Consider the following 16,727-nt stretch of genomic DNA (forward strand, 5'->3'; position numbering starts at 1 on the left):
GGAGAATGATTTCTTAGAAGTTTTTGATTTTTATACTCTTCTACTAAGGAATCGTTCTTAGTATGAGGTGTAGGTCAAATAAACGTAAGAAATAGTAAAATAATAATTGACTTGTTGAAAGGATGTTCTATAATAGAATAAAAGTTGTTGCTAAAAAATATTTTTTAGTGTTGAATATTTTTTAGTTAAGGTGATAATCAATGTGAGGTGTTTCATGAAAAAGCAGATAACCAACTGTACCGCAGTTGTATTGTGCGGTGGGAAAAGTTCACGAATGGGGTTTGATAAGTCTTTGTTGCAGGTGGACGGAGAATTTGTGCTATTAAAAACGGTGAAGCAGTTGAGAAAGCTCTTCTCAGAACTTCTGTTGATCACAAATAAACGAAGTAAATTTCCAGCCCCTTTTTCTCAAGTCGAAATACTAGAAGATCATTATCCAGAAAAAGGCCCTCTTGGTGGTTTAGTCACAGCATTAGAAATGAGTAAAACAGAGTATGTATTTTTACTTGCATGTGATATTCCGAACTTGCCTATTGATCTGATACAAGAAATGGCCAAATTTATTGGGACGCATGATGTTGTTATTTGTAAAAAAAATCATCGTTTTGAACCTTTATTTGCTTTTTATCATCGTTCTTGTTTACCTATTTTGCAGCAGCAGCTTCAGACAAATGACTGGCGTATTAGAAAAGAATTTGCTCGATTTTCAGTAAAGACGGTAGAGCTGGATGCAACTAGTGCATTAGAAAATGTGAACGCACCAAAAGAATTAACGTTATGGAAACAGCAAGAATCAACTAGATGAAAGGAGTTTCAGATGGATTTTGAAAGTAGTCAAGATGTTGTCACAAGTTTAGGAGATAAAGCAGTAGCTAAAAGTCAATTATCGTTTGTTACGCTGAGTGTATTAGGAATTATGGCAGGTTTTTTTATCGCTTTAGGGTATGTATCGTTTATTAGAATTTCAGGAACTGTACCTAAAAGTTGGGGCTCGTTCTCAACGTTTTTGGGTGGTTGTTTGTTTCCAATTGGATTGATAGCGCTTACTTTTGTTGGTGGAGAATTGGCTACAGGAAATATGATGGTCATGACGTTAGGTCTGTTACAAAAAAAAATCAACGGTCAAAGCTTAGCCTATAATTGGTTGGTCGTTTTGATCACAAATTGTATCGGTGGTATTTTAGTTGCTTATCTCTTTGGTCATATCGTTGGGCTAACGGAAGGTGCATTTTTAGAAAAGACCCTTTCGGTTGCAAAAGCAAAAATCGCAGATCCACCGCTTGTGGCCTTTGTTTCAGGGATTGGTTGTAATATTTTTGTTTGTTTAGCTGTTTATTTAGGTGCAATGGGAAAAACATATCTTGGCAAAATGTTTGGTCTGTGGTTTCCAGTGATGGTTTTTGTCGTTTGTGGTTTTCAACACGTGGTCGCAAATGCATTTATCATACCAGCTGCCATTTTTTCAAATGTTAGCGGGATTCAATGGTCTGATTATCTTATGAATACAGTATTCGTCTTTTTAGGAAATGCGGTTGGAGGTAGTTTATTTTTGGCGGTTCCATTGATGTTTGTGACGGCGGAGAAGAAGGAAGCGAGTGAGCCAGATGGTATTTACGAAAAGTATTGAGGTTCATAATATGGTTCAAATTGGTTCTACTGGACGCAATAGTGGAAAAACAACGATTGCGAAAAGAATCATTGCTGAAAATCAGGAACGTTTCACGATTTATGGGTTAAAGATCATTACGATTAGCGGTGCTCGTGGCAAATGTCAGCGGGGAGAAACTGGTTGCGGTATTTGTACGAGTATTGACGAAGGCTATGAATTGATTGAAGAACGCAATTGTAATGGAGTAAAAGATACGATGCAATTATTAAAAGCGGGATGTAAGAAGGTTTATTTACTAAAGGTATTCCATGATCATCTATTAGAAGGGTTTTTGTCTTTTCTTCAATTTGTTCCTAGAGATACATTGATTGTTTGTGAGTCAAATTCTATTCGTGAAGTTGTTAAACCAGGCTTGTTTTTGATGATGAACAATCAAAAAAGTCTTAAAAAAACCGCAGCTAATGTGATTGATCAGGCAGATATTATTTTGGAAACATCTAAGTTAGCCAATACGTTTAACCTTATCAAAACTAAAAACGGTATTCGTTTTTCAGAGAATAGCGTAGAAAATAGGAGAGTAAAAATATGAGTTCATTAAGTTTAGCAGAAAAGGAAGCGATTATTTTAGAAAATGATTCAGACCCACAACGTATTTTGAACATGTTGATTGCCATGCAATTTGCCTCTGAAGAAGGATATATCGATGAGGAAACAGCCCAATTAGTGGCAGATCGATTGCATTTGTCTCTAGCCAGAGTCTATGAGATTCTAAGTTTTTATGCCATTTTGAAAACAGAACCGCAAGCAAAATATGTACTTAAAATCTGCAATAGTACGCCATGTCTGTTTACTGGTGGGGATATGTTGTCAGAAGTGTTAGAAACGATTTTGGAAGTACCTGCAGATCAACCAACACCAGATGGTCTATTTATGTATCATAGTATTCCATGTATCGGAGCTTGTGACAAAGGACCCGTAATCAAAATCAAAGATACTGTATTTGCTGATTTGACGGAAGCGAAAGTTTATCAATTGATCGATGACCTCCAGCACGGATGTTATCAAGAGCTATAGGAGGAAGAAAAATGATCAAACGAAATCAACCAGTTTTATTAGAACGTATCAGCAAAATGAAACAGGCAACAGATGTTGAAGAGTACCAGAAATACAATGGATTTTCAGGTTTGTTGAAGGCGACAGAGATGGATAAAGAAGCTATTTTGTCAGAATTGGATTTAGCCCATTTGCGCGGTCGTGGTGGAGCCGCTTTTCCGTTGGGGAAAAAATGGCGGCATTTATATGGTGCTAAAGGGGACACGAAATACATTGTGTGTAATGCCGATGAAGGAGAGCCTGGAACGTTTAAAGACAAAGCGCTACTGGAACATGATCCGTTGAGTGTGATCGAAGGTATGGTGATTGCTGGATATCTTTTTTCAGCTAAAGCAGGTTATATCTATATGCGCGGAGAATATCGCAGAATTCAGAAAATTTTTCAAGAAGCATTGGATAATGCAGAAAAAGCTGGTTTCTTAGGAGAAAATATTCTAGGTATTCAAGGCTTCAATTATAAAATCACAATTATTTCTGGTGCTGGTGCATATGTTTGTGGTGAGAATTCAGCACTTTTAAATTCAATCGAAGGCAAAACTGGCAGACCAAGAGTAAAACCACCACACTTAGCAGATGTTGGGTTGTATTTGCAACCTACCTTAGTAAACAACGTAGAATCATTTGCAGGGATTCCAGTTATTTTACGTGAAGGAGGACAAGCGTATCGTGATCTTGGCACCGAAGATGGGGGTGGTACAAAATTGATTTGTTTATCTGGTCATATTAAAAATCGTGGATTGTATGAAGTGAATCTTGGCACCTCGCTACAAGAGATTCTTTATTCAGAAGAATACGGTGGTGGCTCATCTACTGGACGTCCATTAAAGTTTATTCATTTCGGTGGACAATCTGGACCAATCGGAGCCGTTCAAAATCTGGAAGACTGTGTCTATTCTTATGAAGGGTTGTGGGATAAAGGATTATCTATCGGTTCTGGAGCAATCGTTGTGATGGATGACCAGGTAAGTATCGTTGACTATCTAGTGAACGTAGCAGCTTTTTTTGCACATGAATCTTGTGGAAAATGTACCCCATGCCGTTTAGGAACAACACGAATTTTAGAACTTTTGACAAAATTTAATACCCAAACCGCTGTTGAGGGAGATATTGAACGTTTGGAAAACATGTTGACACATGTGACAAACCTTTCTGCTTGTGGGTTAGGCCAATCAGTTGCCAATCCAATGAAAAGTGGATTAGTTTATTTTTCTGAGGAATTTGAAGAGGGGATTCGTGAGACGGTAGCACCAGTAAAAGGGGGGCTTTGGTAAGATGGAAACAACAATAAAAACAGCAACGGTAACAATGTCGATCGATGATCAGTCGATCACTGTACCAAAAGGAACAACAATATTAGAAGCTGCCACAATGTTAAACATTGATATCCCAACACTTTGCCATCTAAAAGAACTGGCGCCGGATGGGTCATGCCGGATGTGTACGATTGAAGTCGAAGGCGGCCGAAAAGGTGGTTTGACCACAGCTTGTACAGCTCATTGTCAAGAGGGAATGGTAGTTTATACAGCTTCACCAAGAGTCAAGGATTCTCGTCGCTTCGTTTTAGACTTATTACTAAGTAACCACAAATTAGACTGCTTCTCTTGTGGTAAAAATGGCGATTGTAAGCTTCAAGACTATTGTTTGGATTATGAAATTGAAGAGACCAGCTTTAAGGATGGGAAACGGATGCCTTGTCATCAAGAAGATACGAGTAATCCCTTTTTTGATTATGATCCAGAAAAGTGTATTATGTGTAGGCGTTGTTCCAAAGTGTGCCAATTACGTCAAGGGCGAGATGTGATCAGCATTTCTAGACGTGGTTTTGATACGAAAATGACACCAAGTTATGGAGCAACTTTTGATCAGTCACTTTGTGAGTCTTGTGGAAATTGTGTTTCTGCTTGTCCCACAGGTGCCTTGGTTAGTAAAGACCATAAAGCATATCGAGAATGGGAGACGAAAAAAATTCCAACAACCTGCCCTCATTGTGGGACAGGTTGTCAAATGAATCTCGTTGTAAAAAACAATAAATTAGTTGGAGTAGAGCCGATCAATGGTGCTGCAAATAAAAATCTTTTATGTGTTAAAGGTAAATTTGCTTCTTATAAATTCGTTGGCTCAGGCGACCGATTGACTGAACCGTTGATTAAACGTAATGGTATTTTTGAACCTGCGACTTGGGACGAAGCGTTGACCTTAGTGGCAGAGAAATTTAGTCAACTGAAAGCGGATCATGGTTCGGATTCCTTAGCTGGATTCTCTTGTTCTCGGTCAATCAATGAAGATAATTATGTCTTCCAAAAAATGATACGGGCAGCCTTTGGGACTAATAATGTAGATAATTGTGCTCGTGTTTGTCATTCTGCTTCTGTGCATGGTTTAGCTCATACACTGGGATCTGGGGCCATGACTAATCCAATCGCTGATATTACGACCGATGTCGATGTGATTTTATTAGTTGGGTCAAACCCAGAAGAAGCTCATCCTGTGATCGGTTCACAAATTCGTCAAGCGATGCAGCGTGGTACGAAAGTAATTGTCGTTGATCCTCGTAAAATCGATTTGGTGAAAAACTGTGAACTTCACTTACAAATTCAAGCTGGAACGAACGTAGCATTCGCCAACGGCATGATGCATGTGATATTAAAAGAAGGGTTAGCTGATCGTACTTTTATCGAAGAGAAAACGGAAGGTTTTGAAGCACTAGAACAAATTGTCGCAGATTATCCTCCTGAAAAAGTAGCTGAAATTTGTCATATCGAAGCAGAAGATTTGATTAAAGCAGCCAGATTATATGCGAAAGCTGAAAAAGCACCAATCATCTATTGTCTAGGGGTAACAGAACATTCTACAGGAACTGAAGGTGTTATGAGCATGTCGAACATGGCAATGCTAGTTGGAAAACTCGGTAAGCCAGGTTGCGGAGTTAATCCATTGCGTGGACAAAATAATGTACAAGGTGCTTGTGATATGGGCTGTATGCCGTATGATTTTCCAGGTTATCAAAAAGTGGCCAATCCAGAAGTGATGAAGAAGTTTGAAGAAGCGTGGGGCGTTACGTTAAATAAAAATGTAGGCATGACTTCCACACAAGTCTTACCTGCTGCTGCCAAAGGAAAGATTAAAGGCCTGTATATTTTTGGTGAAGATCCGATCGTAACGGATCCTGATACGAATCATGTACGTAAAGCGTTAGAGCATTTGGAATTTTTTGTCGTTCAAGAATTATTCATGACTGAAACAGCGGCATATGCGGATGTGGTGCTGCCAGGAATCAGTTATGCTGAAAAAGACGGAACCTTTACGAATACGGAAAGACGAGTTCAACGAGTGCGGAAAGCGATTGAGCCAAGAGGTGAGGCAAGAGAGGATTTCGATATTTTCTGTGATGTAATGACCCGCCTAGGTTATCCCTGTCATTATGATTCAGCCAAAGAAATCATGGATGAAATTGCAGCCGTTACCCCAACCTTTGGTGGAATTAATTATGATCGATTAGAAGAAACCGGAGGGCTGCAGTGGCCTTGTCGAACAACAGAAGACCCTGGGACACCGATCATGCATGTTGGTGAATTTACCCGAGGAAAAGGCTTGTTTATGGCGATTCCATATAAGAAAGCGAGAGAGCTACCCGATGAGAGCTACCCATATTTAATGTCTACGGGCAGGATGCTCTATCATTACAATACTCGAGCGATGACAGGTCGAACAGAAGGAATCAATCAAATTGCTAATCGTTCGTATATTGAGATCAATACAATAGACGCTAATCGGCTAGGGATTCAAGAAGGCGACAAAGTCACTGTTAAATCTAGAAGAGGAACGATTGAAACCTATGCTGCTGTTGGGAATCGGGTCTTTCCACAAGAAGTCTTCATGACCTTCCATTTTCCAGATGGAAATGTCAATGAATTGACCAATGCTGAATTTGACGACATCGCAATTATTCCTGAATACAAGGTATGCGCTGTTGATATTACACCTATTAGGTAAAGGGAGTTGGTTCAATGATCGAAGTGGAAGAAGCCAGAGAAAGAATTCAACAAGTTTTGGCTCGACAAAAAGAAGTAGAATCTGTTTCTATTTTAGAAGCAGCGGGACGAATATGTGCTGAACCTGTTTATGCAAAAGTAGCGGTACCCCATTTTCCAAGGGCTGGAATGGATGGCTATGCGGTTGTTGCTAGTGAGACGCATGGGGCTAGTTTAGAAAAACCTATTAGTTTAAACGTAATCCATTCTATTTTTGCTGGAGACCCAGAACAAGAGAGCACAAAAATGCCTGGTACAGCTGTTAGAATCATGACAGGAGCATTGATTCCAGCACCTTATGATGCAGTAATCAAACAAGAATGGACAGATTGCGGCAAAACAGAAGTCAAAATTTATCGAGAAATCATGGCAGGACGGAATTACGGTATTATAGGAGAAGATGTCCATGCCGATCAGAAAATCTTTCCAAAATATCAGTTGATCAACAGTCGTGTGGTTGGTATTTTGGCTGCCCAAGGAATTGAAACAATCAAGGTTTTAGTGCCGATGAAAATTGGCATTTTAGCGACTGGCAGCGAATTGATTTCTTTAGGAACTACTCTTACTTCAGGTAAAATTTATGACAGTAATTTGTATACTCTGGCTTCTTTCATTCAATCAAGTGGTAGTAAAATCATTTTTAAAGAGCATTGTTCAGATGACAAGCAGGAGATTTCCCGGATTATTCGAGACAGAATAACTGAAGTGGACGTATTGATTACTACGGGAGGTGTTTCGGTAGGGGAAAAAGATTATGTTCCTCAAGTAATCAACGATATAGGAGGAACGCTACTGTTTCATTTTGTGAATATGAAACCAGGAACGCCGATCATGGCAAATGTTTATCAAAATAAGGTTATTTTAAGCTTGTCAGGGAATCCTTTTGCAGCTGTAGTCAATCTTCATTTGTTTTATTGGTCACTATTGGCTCATTTTATGAATTGCCCTGAATTAAATCTAAAAAAACGTAAAGTTCAATTAATGGAAGAGTTAAAGCTATCAAATATTCGTCGATTTATTCGGGCGTACGAGGAAAATGGTGTTGTTTCTTTAAACACAAAAGTACATTATTCTTCAGCATTCCATAACACTCTTGAAACAAATTGCATAATTGATCAACCAGCTAAAAAGAAATTGAAAAAAGGCGATTATGTGACGGTTTACTATTGGAAATTTTAGTCAGTTAATAAAAAATATGATAGGATTGAAGTGCTTAAATCAGAGAACCGAGAAGGTACGGTGGAACATCTATTCATACTTTGTTGTGTTTTACAGCAATAGGAGGGAAGCCACAAAAATCATTTTTTTAATTTTAGCATACTTCTAAAGAGAGGGTTCTGCTTCTCTGAGATTGGAACGTGACTCGTAGAGTTGTGTTTCAGTCTCTTTTTTTTGACTAAAAAAAATTATTTATATCAGATTGTTTTTTTTTAGTTAGAGTGCTAAACTTAAAGGAAAGATCGTGAATTTTATAACTATCTAGTTGAAAATGAAAGCGTTTTAAGGAGGGCTTAAATGAAGGAAACGTTGCAATTTACCCACATCACTGACCAAGGGCAGGCTCGTATGGTAGATGTTTCAAAAAAAGAAGCGACTGAAAGAACAGCTATAGCTTATGGAGAAATTCATATGAATAAAGAGGTCGCATTAGAAATTAGAAATCAGACAATAAAAAAAGGGGAAGTACTGCAAGTCGCTAGGATTGCTGGGATTATGGCGGCAAAAAAGACCTTTGAACTGATTCCACTTTGTCACGTATTAGCTTTGACGAAATGTGAGGTAGATTTCAATTGGAAAACGGATCAGATTTTATCTGTACATTGTGTAACAAAAACAGTAGGACCTACAGGCGTTGAGATGGAAGCTTTGACTGGAGTAAATATTGCTCTTTTGACGGTTTATGATATGTGTAAAGCAATGGATCGTGAGATGAACGTCACGAATATCCGTTTAGTCGAAAAATCTGGAGGTAAAAGCGGACATTTTATTTCAACAAATCAAGACATTGACTAATGTTACAGGAAAGGCGGATTTAAAATGAAGGACTCTTTTAATCGTGAAATTGATTATGTACGTCTATCTGTAACAGATCGTTGTGATCTTCGGTGTACTTATTGTATGCCAGCGACAGGCATGCGTTTTCTAAAAAAGGAGGCTGTTTTAAGCTTTGATGAGATTTTATTTTTGATCAAGACTTTGGCAACACAGGGAATCAAAAAAGTGAAAATCACTGGTGGTGAACCGTTAACAAGAAATGATACGGTTGCTTTGATCAAGGCAATTAAAGAAATCAAAGGAATTGAAAAAGTAACCATAACAACTAATGGGATTCAACTGGCAAAGTATGCAAATGCGTTAAAAGAGGCCAAGTTAGATGGTATCAATATCAGTATTGACACGCTGGATCCAGAAGAGTTTCGTACGATTACCAGAGTTGGTGAGTTGAAACGAGTGCTATCAGGATTGGAAAAAGCAGTTGAAGTAGGTTTACCTAATATCAAAGTTAATACAGTATCTAGAGGAGAGCTTACAGAAGAGGCTATTTATAAAATTGCGGCACTTGCTAAAACAAATCCGATTCATGTCCGTTTTATTGAGTTGATGCCGATTGGTTTAGGAAAAGGGTGTCCAGGAAAAACGCAAGAAGACATTTTTTCTGTACTGGAATCAAGGTATGGAAAGCTTGATCCATTCGAACAACGCTTAGGAAATGGCCCAGCAAGTTATTATTCTTTAGCAGGGTTTAAAGGGAAGGTTGGGTTCATCAGCGCTATAGGTCACTGTTTTTGTGCTCAGTGCGACAGGATTCGGATAACAGCAGATGGATGCTTAAAAACCTGCCTACATATGGATGGAGGGTGCGATTTAAAAGCTGCTTTACAGACAAAAGACGAGGAACTATTATTACAACAAATTTTTTCAGCGATACAGCAAAAACCAGAGAAACATCATTTTCTAGAGAATCAGGGTGATTCTCGATTGATGTCACAAATTGGAGGGTAATCATTATGGCAGTAGGAGAAATTATTGGAATCAATATTAGTGAACGACGAGGAACACAGAAAAAAGAAATATCAGAAGTGGATTTAGTCAAAGGTTTTGGGCTAGAAAATGATGCTCATGGTGGAAATTGGCACCGCCAGGTCAGCTTACTATCTTTTGAAAAAATCACAGAGTTTAATGAACGAGGTGCTCGTGTAGGCAATGGTGCTTTCGGTGAAAATATCATTGTCTCTGGGGTAGATTTACGCCAATTACCTGTTGGCAGCCAAATTCGTATTGGGCAGGCAGAATTAGTTGTTACTCAAATCGGGAAAGAGTGTCATAAACATTGTCAAATATATGCTCGTGTGGGGGACTGCATTATGCCAAGAGAAGGGATTTTTGCAGTTGTCGTAGTAGCAGGACATATCAAAAAAGGGGATAAATTAGAAGTTGTATAAAGTAGGGATCGTCACATTAAGTGATTCAGGATATCAAGGTTTACGGGAAGATGAATCTGGACAAATCATAAAGCAATTGATTCAAGATCAATTTCAAGTGGTGAAGCAAACGATCTTACCAGATGAGATGGCTCAATTAAGTTCATTGCTGATTGAATGGTGTTCAGTTTGTGATTTAATCCTAACAACAGGTGGGACCGGACTAGGAATTCGTGATATTACGCCAGAAACGACGTTAAAAATAAGCGAAAAAGAGATTCCGGGTATTAGTGAAGGAATGCGCATGCAAAGTATTCAAAAAACGCCATTCGCTATGTTAAGTAGAGGGGTCGCAGTACAACGTGGGCAAACTCTGATCATCAATTTACCAGGCAGCCCTAAAGGTGTGACTGAAAATTTAACCTATTTACGCCCGATTTTGCCTCATGCCTTAGATATTTTAACAAATCGAAAAACGGAGCATTAAGTGGAGGAAACCAAATTGAACATTATAAAAACAGTTGATGCTGAAGGGGTAATCTTGTGTCAAGATATTACTAAAATTGTAAAAGGTGAGTTCAAAGGGGCACTTTTTTCAAAAGGACATCAGGTTAAGGCAGAAGATATACCAGTGCTGCTTAGGTTAGGGAAAGAGCACCTATTTTTGAGCTCGGAAGAGTCTGAAATGATCCATGAAAATGAAGCGGCCGACTTTTTATATCATTTGATTGCAGACAAATTTATGCAGCCAACACCTATTTCGGAAGGGAAAATTGAAGTAGTGGCTAAAGTAGAGGGATTATTGAAAGTCGATCAAGACTTGTTACTGGCGCTAAACTCGATTGAAAAAATTGCTGTTGCGACTCTGAAAAGCAATCAAAAGGTTTGTGCAGGACAAACAGTAGCAGGGACACGAATCATCCCTTTAGAAATTGCACCAGAAACGTTATTTCAAGCGGAAAAGTTGGTTGGGCATCAAACGGTTTTATCATTGATTCCGTTTAAGCCAGTAACAATAGGGATTGTTACGACTGGAAGTGAGGTGTTTAATGGATTGATCACAGATTCTTTCACCCCAGTTGTTAAAGATAAGTTGTCTGATTATCCAACAGTTTCGATCAAATTTCATGAAGTCGTCAATGATGATCCAGTCTTGATTACAAAAGCAATCGAAAAAATGTTAGCAGCAGGTGCAGATATTGTTTTTTGTACTGGTGGGATGAGTGTGGATCCAGATGATCGTACACCCTTAGCGATAAAACAAACGGGAGCGGATATTATTTCTCATGGCACCCCAGTTATGCCAGGTTCGATGCTGTTGCTCGCTTATTTGGACGGAAAAACAATTGTAGGATTACCAGGTGGAGTCTTGTTCTGTGAGCGTACAGTTTTTGATATATTATTGCCACGCATCGTTGCGCAAGACACGATTACGAAACAAGAAATTGCGGCTTTGGGATATGGCGGTTATTTATAAAATAATGGTGAAGGAGAAGCAACGATGAAACTAAATCACAAAATGGCAATCATAGGACTGGTGTTACTGACATTTTTGTTGCTAACAGCATGTGCATTGAATAAACAAGGTACAACAGTTTCTTCTAGTTCAAAGGCGCAAACGGAAAAGCATCATTTATTGATCGCAGCAGCAGCCAGTTTGGAATCAGTCATGGAAGAACACATCATCCCAGCTTTTGTTAAAAAATATCCAGAAGTTACAATTGAAGGGAATTATGATAGTTCTGGAAAGTTACAAATACAAATTGAAAAAGGCTTAGAAGCAGATGTATTCTTTTCAGCATCAACGCAACAGATGGATGCCTTAGTTTCACAAAATTTAATTGCTAAAAAAAGTGTCGAACCATTAGTACAAAATCAACTAGTAATGATCATTCCGAGTTCCTCAGACGTTGATTGGAAAGATTTTAGTGATTTAGAGAAAGCGGAAATGATCGCAGTAGGAGATCCAGCAAGTGTTCCAGCAGGACAATATGCTGAGAAGGCCTTGAAAGCTTTAGGCAATTGGGCGTATGTAAAAAAACACGCTAGTTTCGGAACGAATGTTACTGAAGTCTTAAATTGGGTAGCTGAAGGCAGCGCTCAAGTAGGATTAGTTTATGCAACAGATGCTGCATCAAATGACAAAGTAAACGTTGTGGCTACTTTACCAGAAGGTACTTTGAACGATCCAATTATTTATCCAGTTGGTTTGGTTGAAAAATCGAAAGAAAAAGCAATAGCAGAAGAATTCATCGCCTTTTTAAAAAGCGATGAAGGGGCAAAATACTTTGAAAATGCCGGTTTTATTCTAAAGAAGTAGGTGATGTTAATGGATTTGAGTCCAATTATTATTTCGTTTCAAACAGCAATCGTTGCAATCCTGTTTACCTTTTTTTGTGGCACATTCATCGCTTACCTTGTATTTCGTTTGAAAAATCAAGGACTTAAAATCTTCTTCAACAGTTTATTGACCTTACCGCTGGTATTACCACCAACGGTTTTTGGTTTTTTTTTACTGGATATATTTGGCGTTCAGCAACCAATAGGTAAATTTTTATTGGATTTTTTTGCTGTGAAGGTCGTTTTTTCTTGGGTAGCCACGGTAATTGCTGCACTTGCCGTATCGTTTCCTTTGATGTATCGTTCCGCGATTGCTGCATTTGAGCAAATTGATCCAGATTTATTGGCTGCAGCTCAAACATTGGGTTTTTCAGAAAGAAAAATTTTTTTCAAAATTGCATTACCCTTAGCAATCAATGGGCTTTTAGCAGGAGGCGTGCTAGCTTTTGCTCGAGGCTTGGGGGAATTTGGTGCAACAACAATGTTAGCAGGGAATATTGCTGGAAAAACCCGAACACTCCCATTAGCAATTTATTCAGCAGTGGCCGCTGGTAATTGGTCCTTGGCACAAAAATATGTTGCAATCATTGTGATGATTTGTTTACTGATTTTATGTTTGATGGAACTATTTAGTCGAAAATCTCGGAGGATGTAAGGATGAAACTTTTTGTGGATATTCAAAAAAAATTACGAGATCATCAGCTAAAGGTAAAATTTGAAATCGAATCGACTACATTCGGGATTTTAGGCGCATCTGGTTGTGGGAAAAGTATGTTGCTTAAATGTATCGCTGGTATCGAAACACCTGATTCAGGTCGGATATATCTAGGGGATCGAGTGTTGTTTGACAAAGAAAAAAAAATTGATTTGCCACCTCAACAACGTAAAGTAGGGTTACTATTTCAGCAATATGCGCTGTTCCCGCATTTAACGGTGTATAAAAATTTGAGCAGTGTGACAAAAAATCATGCCTTGATTCTAGAATTGCTAGCTATATTTCATTTAGAAAATGTTAAGGACAGTTACCCCAGACAGCTTTCTGGGGGACAAAAACAACGAGTTGCTTTAGCTCGAATCTTGGCATCCGATCCTGAGTTACTGTTATTAGACGAGCCTTTTTCTGCTTTGGATACTTCTTTAAAAGAAGAACTTCAACTAGAAGTTCAAAAACGCTTATCCAACTTTAAAGGAAACGTATTGATTGTTAGTCATAGTCTAGATGAACTTTATCGACTTTGTCCGCTACTTGGTATCATGACCGAATCAGGTCTTGTAAAAGGGGAAACTACAGACTTGTTCAAGCAACCTCAAACGGTTGAAGCTGCTCGATTGACTGGTTGTAAAAATATTTTTCCTATTAAACGAATCGATTCTCACACAGTGCAAGTTTATGGGGTGAAAACGCCTTTGATCGTTACGGCAGAAGTTCCTGTGGCGTGTCGTTATATTGGCATTAGAGCACATGATATGTTAGTGAATGATAGTGGAGTCAATCGATTGGACGTAAAGTTTGTTAGTAGTCAGAAAACGCCTTTTGAACAAAATGCTTGGTTTGTTTGGAATGAACTTGATCTTTGGTGGAAGGGAAGCAAACAGATTGAAGCGAATACCATTAAGCATTTCAGTCTTTCACCAGAGGCAATTATGGTATTGAAATAAGGAAATAATTTGTTATTTAAAGTGTAAGTGGTTTTGTATCTATCTATTTTACGTTACAGCTGACCAGTTGGGTCTTTACTCTATTTAGTCAAGACAACCTTCTAACTTTATTCATATATTGTTCATTGAAATGACAAGTCTAAGACTCCCCCTTAATGATAAAATAGTAGATGGAAGATTGTGGAAATACAGAGCAATCAAGAAAAATAGGAGAACAATAAATATGGGGACAATTTTAGAAATAACGGGAGTGACCAAATGTTTTGGTGAGCAGAAAGTTTTAGATGAACTTGATTTTTCGTTGAATGAACCTAAAGTTATTGCCTTAGTGGCACCAAATGGTACAGGGAAAACAACGTTATTAAATAGCATTGCAAATATTGATCAGATAGATTCAGGGGCGATTCAAATATTTGAACAGCCAAATACAGAGTATTCTTTGTTTTATAGAATGTCGTATTTACAGGATGCCTCTATTTTATATGATCATTTAACTGGTTGGGATCATTTGGAATTTGTCCGTAAAGAACAAAAAAAATCCAAAGAAGAACTTCAGCGATTGGTTGTAGAGCTGGAAATTGCAGATTTCCTGAAAAAGAAAGTTAAACATTATTCGTTAGGAATGAAGCAACACTTACTATTAGCGATATCTTTGATCAATCAGCCTGAGTTAGTTTTAATGGACGAACCGTTAAATGGTTTAGAGCCAGATAGGATTATCAAAGTGCAAAATAGTATTCGAGCGTTGGCTGATAAGGGTGTGACGGTGATCATTTCTTCTCATAATCTTGAGGAAATAGAAAAAGTGGCGGACCAGGTGCTCTTTCTTTATAAAGGAAAATTGATTGGGAAAGAAGAGAGCATGATCGATGCGATAGAATATACAATCGTTTTAAAAGATATCGAAAAAGTACTTTCTTTTTTATCGAGAATCGATGTTTTATGTACAAAACTATCTGAATACAAATTAGTTGGAACATTTTCCAAACAACAATTTACTGTTTTTCAATCTTTTTGCAAAGAGCAGGATATAGAATTATTTGATTGTCAGATGACAAATAATCAGTTAAAATCGATTTATTTTAATTTGTATGGGCAAAAACAGCGAGGCTCACTATGATTTTTGAATGGAAAAAATGGATCAAAAATCCTAAGAATGCTATTTTAATAGGATTTATGCTCCTGTCCGTTGTTGTTTCCTTAACGAATCTTTATTATAAGAACTTAGGAGAAGAGCAGTCGGTTTTTGAACACTTAAAAGCAATCAATGATGAAATCAAGCCACCTCAAGGTTATTCTGGACCACGGGAAAAGTATAAATTATTGATGGTTTTAGATGAAAATGGAAAGCTGGCCTCTAACAAAGAACAACAGCTGCATAAAATTTTGGTCGATATCATGTATCTGTTAGAAGAGGAACGTACCGCCCAACTGGAGAAAAATTGGTTTGAAAAAAATAAGATTCAATTAGAGCGCTTAACCTTGCAACAGAACTATCTAGATCTGGGTGGTGAACCATGGCGCAATGAATCCCATATTGTCGAACAGATAGCTCGAAATCAGTGGCTTCTTGAACAAAAAATTCCTACTACAAACTTAGAAGCCGGACAACAAGGTTTTTATGTTGTCTATCATTTGCTAAGTTATTGGATGAATTTTTTTATTGTGATTATGATTGGTTTGTTCTTTTTCGACTTTTTAACGAGAGAATATGAACAGAAACATTATTTATTTATGGCGGTTCAGCCAATCAATGGTAAACAATTTTTTCAGCGTAAATATGTTGTAGCTGTCAGTATTTTTATCGGTGGTTTGACGACAGTACTCGTTTTCTCTTTTATTGTGGCAAGTATCTTACATGGGACAGGCTCATTGATGTATCCAATCATAATTTATCAAGGAACAACCTTTAAATTGATTCCGTTATGGAACTTTTTAGTCAAAACGATCAGTTTACAGTTGCTCTTTATCTTATTTTCAATCAGTTTCCTACTGCTTTTATCGAAGTGGTTGAAAAAATCCTTAGCAGTATTAGGAGTATTCCTAGTGATTATGCTTGTTCCATCTATTTTAGAATCATTGATCCCAAAGATTCAGAGAATCAGTGTTGTTCTACCTTTTTTCTATATGGATACGAATACTAAAGTAGCGGAATTTAGTGACCGTTTTTTCACCTCTTATTTGATTCAATTGCTCGTTTTAATGAGCTGGAATCTGGTTTTGGCTCTGATTTGGCGGTTGAGCTGGAAGTAAAAAACTAGTAGGCGTATAAAACGTATTTATTTTTACTGTTAAGTCTTTTTTGACCATGACTTTATTTTTAGTTAATGAACCTTTAGGACAAAAAAGAGCTTATGAGTAATTATTTAGCAGGGAGTGAGTAGTTAGTGAATGAGGAAGAGTTTATTTATTATGTTACTGTAGCACTTAAAAATTTAGGGTATAACAAAGCGGGGATTTTTAATGTTGAAGGAGAAATCAAGAGACTTATCAAATTATATTCTACTGAAGAGATCAAGGCAAAAGTAGCAAAAATGAAATGAATGAGGTGCT

Annotated in this window: 18 protein-coding genes; all 18 read left to right on the forward strand. The window is 37.8% G+C overall.

Annotation, left to right across the window (positions count from 1 at the left end; genetic code table 11):
* Positions 1-214: 214 nt before the first annotated feature.
* The 18 genes from mobA to I580_RS17070 all read left to right on the forward strand — a co-directional run bounded on the left by mobA (position 215) and on the right by I580_RS17070 (position 16,717).
* Positions 215-805 (forward strand): molybdenum cofactor guanylyltransferase, encoded by a 591-nt coding sequence (gene mobA, locus I580_RS08160; RefSeq protein ID WP_010771484.1) that lies wholly within the window; start codon positions 215-217, stop codon positions 803-805.
* Between the two features lie 12 nt (positions 806-817).
* Entirely contained in the window at positions 818-1,627 is an 810-nt protein-coding gene (locus I580_RS08165; RefSeq protein ID WP_010771485.1) for a formate/nitrite transporter family protein, read from the forward strand.
* Positions 1,605-2,198, forward strand: a complete 594-nt coding sequence (locus I580_RS08170) for a hypothetical protein (protein WP_245558650.1) — start codon at positions 1,605-1,607, stop codon at positions 2,196-2,198. Before I580_RS08165 ends, I580_RS08170 begins: the two co-directional genes overlap by 23 nt.
* Positions 2,195-2,683 (forward strand): NADH-quinone oxidoreductase subunit NuoE family protein, encoded by a 489-nt coding sequence (locus tag I580_RS08175; RefSeq protein WP_010771487.1) that lies wholly within the window; start codon positions 2,195-2,197, stop codon positions 2,681-2,683. Before I580_RS08170 ends, I580_RS08175 begins: the two co-directional genes overlap by 4 nt.
* A gap of 11 nt (positions 2,684-2,694) precedes the next feature.
* Positions 2,695-3,993: a complex I 51 kDa subunit family protein gene (locus I580_RS08180; protein ID WP_010771488.1), complete on the forward strand. Its 1,299-nt coding sequence runs from the start codon at positions 2,695-2,697 to the stop codon at positions 3,991-3,993.
* A 1-nt stretch (position 3,994) separates the two neighbouring features.
* Positions 3,995-6,715, forward strand: coding sequence for a formate dehydrogenase subunit alpha (gene fdhF / locus I580_RS08185; RefSeq protein WP_010771489.1), 2,721 nt, complete (start codon positions 3,995-3,997; stop codon positions 6,713-6,715).
* 14 nt (positions 6,716-6,729) lie between these two features.
* Positions 6,730-7,932 (forward strand): molybdopterin molybdotransferase MoeA, encoded by a 1,203-nt coding sequence (locus tag I580_RS08190; protein WP_010771490.1) that lies wholly within the window; start codon positions 6,730-6,732, stop codon positions 7,930-7,932.
* 336 nt (positions 7,933-8,268) lie between these two features.
* Positions 8,269-8,766, forward strand: a complete 498-nt coding sequence (gene moaC, locus I580_RS08195) for a cyclic pyranopterin monophosphate synthase MoaC (protein WP_010771491.1) — start codon at positions 8,269-8,271, stop codon at positions 8,764-8,766.
* A gap of 24 nt (positions 8,767-8,790) precedes the next feature.
* Positions 8,791-9,756 carry a GTP 3',8-cyclase MoaA gene (gene moaA, locus I580_RS08200; protein WP_010771492.1) on the forward strand — a complete coding sequence of 322 codons (966 nt, stop codon included), beginning with the start codon at positions 8,791-8,793 and terminating at the stop codon, positions 9,754-9,756.
* A gap of 5 nt (positions 9,757-9,761) precedes the next feature.
* Positions 9,762-10,196 carry an MOSC domain-containing protein gene (locus tag I580_RS08205; protein WP_010771493.1) on the forward strand — a complete coding sequence of 145 codons (435 nt, stop codon included), beginning with the start codon at positions 9,762-9,764 and terminating at the stop codon, positions 10,194-10,196.
* Entirely contained in the window at positions 10,189-10,662 is a 474-nt protein-coding gene (locus tag I580_RS08210) for a MogA/MoaB family molybdenum cofactor biosynthesis protein (RefSeq protein ID WP_010771494.1), read from the forward strand. Before I580_RS08205 ends, I580_RS08210 begins: the two co-directional genes overlap by 8 nt.
* Before the next feature lie 15 nt (positions 10,663-10,677).
* Positions 10,678-11,652, forward strand: coding sequence for a molybdopterin-binding protein (locus tag I580_RS08215; RefSeq protein WP_010771495.1), 975 nt, complete (start codon positions 10,678-10,680; stop codon positions 11,650-11,652).
* 24 nt (positions 11,653-11,676) lie between these two features.
* Positions 11,677-12,495, forward strand: a complete 819-nt coding sequence (gene modA, locus I580_RS08220) for a molybdate ABC transporter substrate-binding protein (RefSeq protein WP_010771496.1) — start codon at positions 11,677-11,679, stop codon at positions 12,493-12,495.
* A 9-nt stretch (positions 12,496-12,504) separates the two neighbouring features.
* Positions 12,505-13,170 (forward strand): molybdate ABC transporter permease subunit, encoded by a 666-nt coding sequence (modB, locus tag I580_RS08225; protein WP_010771497.1) that lies wholly within the window; start codon positions 12,505-12,507, stop codon positions 13,168-13,170.
* A 2-nt stretch (positions 13,171-13,172) separates the two neighbouring features.
* Positions 13,173-14,174 (forward strand): sulfate/molybdate ABC transporter ATP-binding protein, encoded by a 1,002-nt coding sequence (locus tag I580_RS08230; protein WP_010771498.1) that lies wholly within the window; start codon positions 13,173-13,175, stop codon positions 14,172-14,174.
* 223 nt (positions 14,175-14,397) lie between these two features.
* Positions 14,398-15,294, forward strand: coding sequence for an ABC transporter ATP-binding protein (locus tag I580_RS08235; RefSeq protein ID WP_010771499.1), 897 nt, complete (start codon positions 14,398-14,400; stop codon positions 15,292-15,294).
* Positions 15,291-16,427 carry an ABC transporter permease subunit gene (locus I580_RS08240; protein WP_010771500.1) on the forward strand — a complete coding sequence of 379 codons (1,137 nt, stop codon included), beginning with the start codon at positions 15,291-15,293 and terminating at the stop codon, positions 16,425-16,427. The genes I580_RS08235 and I580_RS08240 overlap by 4 nt, the downstream gene beginning before the upstream one ends.
* Before the next feature lie 134 nt (positions 16,428-16,561).
* Complete coding sequence (locus tag I580_RS17070; protein WP_010771501.1) at positions 16,562-16,717, forward strand: hypothetical protein; 156 nt, start codon at positions 16,562-16,564, stop codon at positions 16,715-16,717.
* Positions 16,718-16,727: the final 10 nt, after the last annotated feature.

The sequence above is a fragment of the Enterococcus caccae ATCC BAA-1240 genome, from assembly GCF_000407145.1.
In the GTDB taxonomy this organism is placed as follows: Bacteria; Bacillota; Bacilli; order Lactobacillales; family Enterococcaceae; genus Enterococcus_L; species Enterococcus_L caccae.

Coding starts and splice junctions, on each gene's coding strand:
- mobA (WP_010771484.1), top strand. CDS start 215: ATGAAAAAGCAGATAACCAACTGTACCGCAGTTGTATTGTGCGGTGGG.
- I580_RS08165 (WP_010771485.1), top strand. CDS start 818: ATGGATTTTGAAAGTAGTCAAGATGTTGTCACAAGTTTAGGAGATAAA.
- I580_RS08170 (WP_245558650.1), top strand. CDS start 1,605: ATGGTATTTACGAAAAGTATTGAGGTTCATAATATGGTTCAAATTGGT.
- I580_RS08175 (WP_010771487.1), top strand. CDS start 2,195: ATGAGTTCATTAAGTTTAGCAGAAAAGGAAGCGATTATTTTAGAAAAT.
- I580_RS08180 (WP_010771488.1), top strand. CDS start 2,695: ATGATCAAACGAAATCAACCAGTTTTATTAGAACGTATCAGCAAAATG.
- fdhF (WP_010771489.1), top strand. CDS start 3,995: ATGGAAACAACAATAAAAACAGCAACGGTAACAATGTCGATCGATGAT.
- I580_RS08190 (WP_010771490.1), top strand. CDS start 6,730: ATGATCGAAGTGGAAGAAGCCAGAGAAAGAATTCAACAAGTTTTGGCT.
- moaC (WP_010771491.1), top strand. CDS start 8,269: ATGAAGGAAACGTTGCAATTTACCCACATCACTGACCAAGGGCAGGCT.
- moaA (WP_010771492.1), top strand. CDS start 8,791: ATGAAGGACTCTTTTAATCGTGAAATTGATTATGTACGTCTATCTGTA.
- I580_RS08205 (WP_010771493.1), top strand. CDS start 9,762: ATGGCAGTAGGAGAAATTATTGGAATCAATATTAGTGAACGACGAGGA.
- modA (WP_010771496.1), top strand. CDS start 11,677: ATGAAACTAAATCACAAAATGGCAATCATAGGACTGGTGTTACTGACA.
- modB (WP_010771497.1), top strand. CDS start 12,505: ATGGATTTGAGTCCAATTATTATTTCGTTTCAAACAGCAATCGTTGCA.
- I580_RS08230 (WP_010771498.1), top strand. CDS start 13,173: ATGAAACTTTTTGTGGATATTCAAAAAAAATTACGAGATCATCAGCTA.
- I580_RS08235 (WP_010771499.1), top strand. CDS start 14,398: ATGGGGACAATTTTAGAAATAACGGGAGTGACCAAATGTTTTGGTGAG.
- I580_RS08240 (WP_010771500.1), top strand. CDS start 15,291: ATGATTTTTGAATGGAAAAAATGGATCAAAAATCCTAAGAATGCTATT.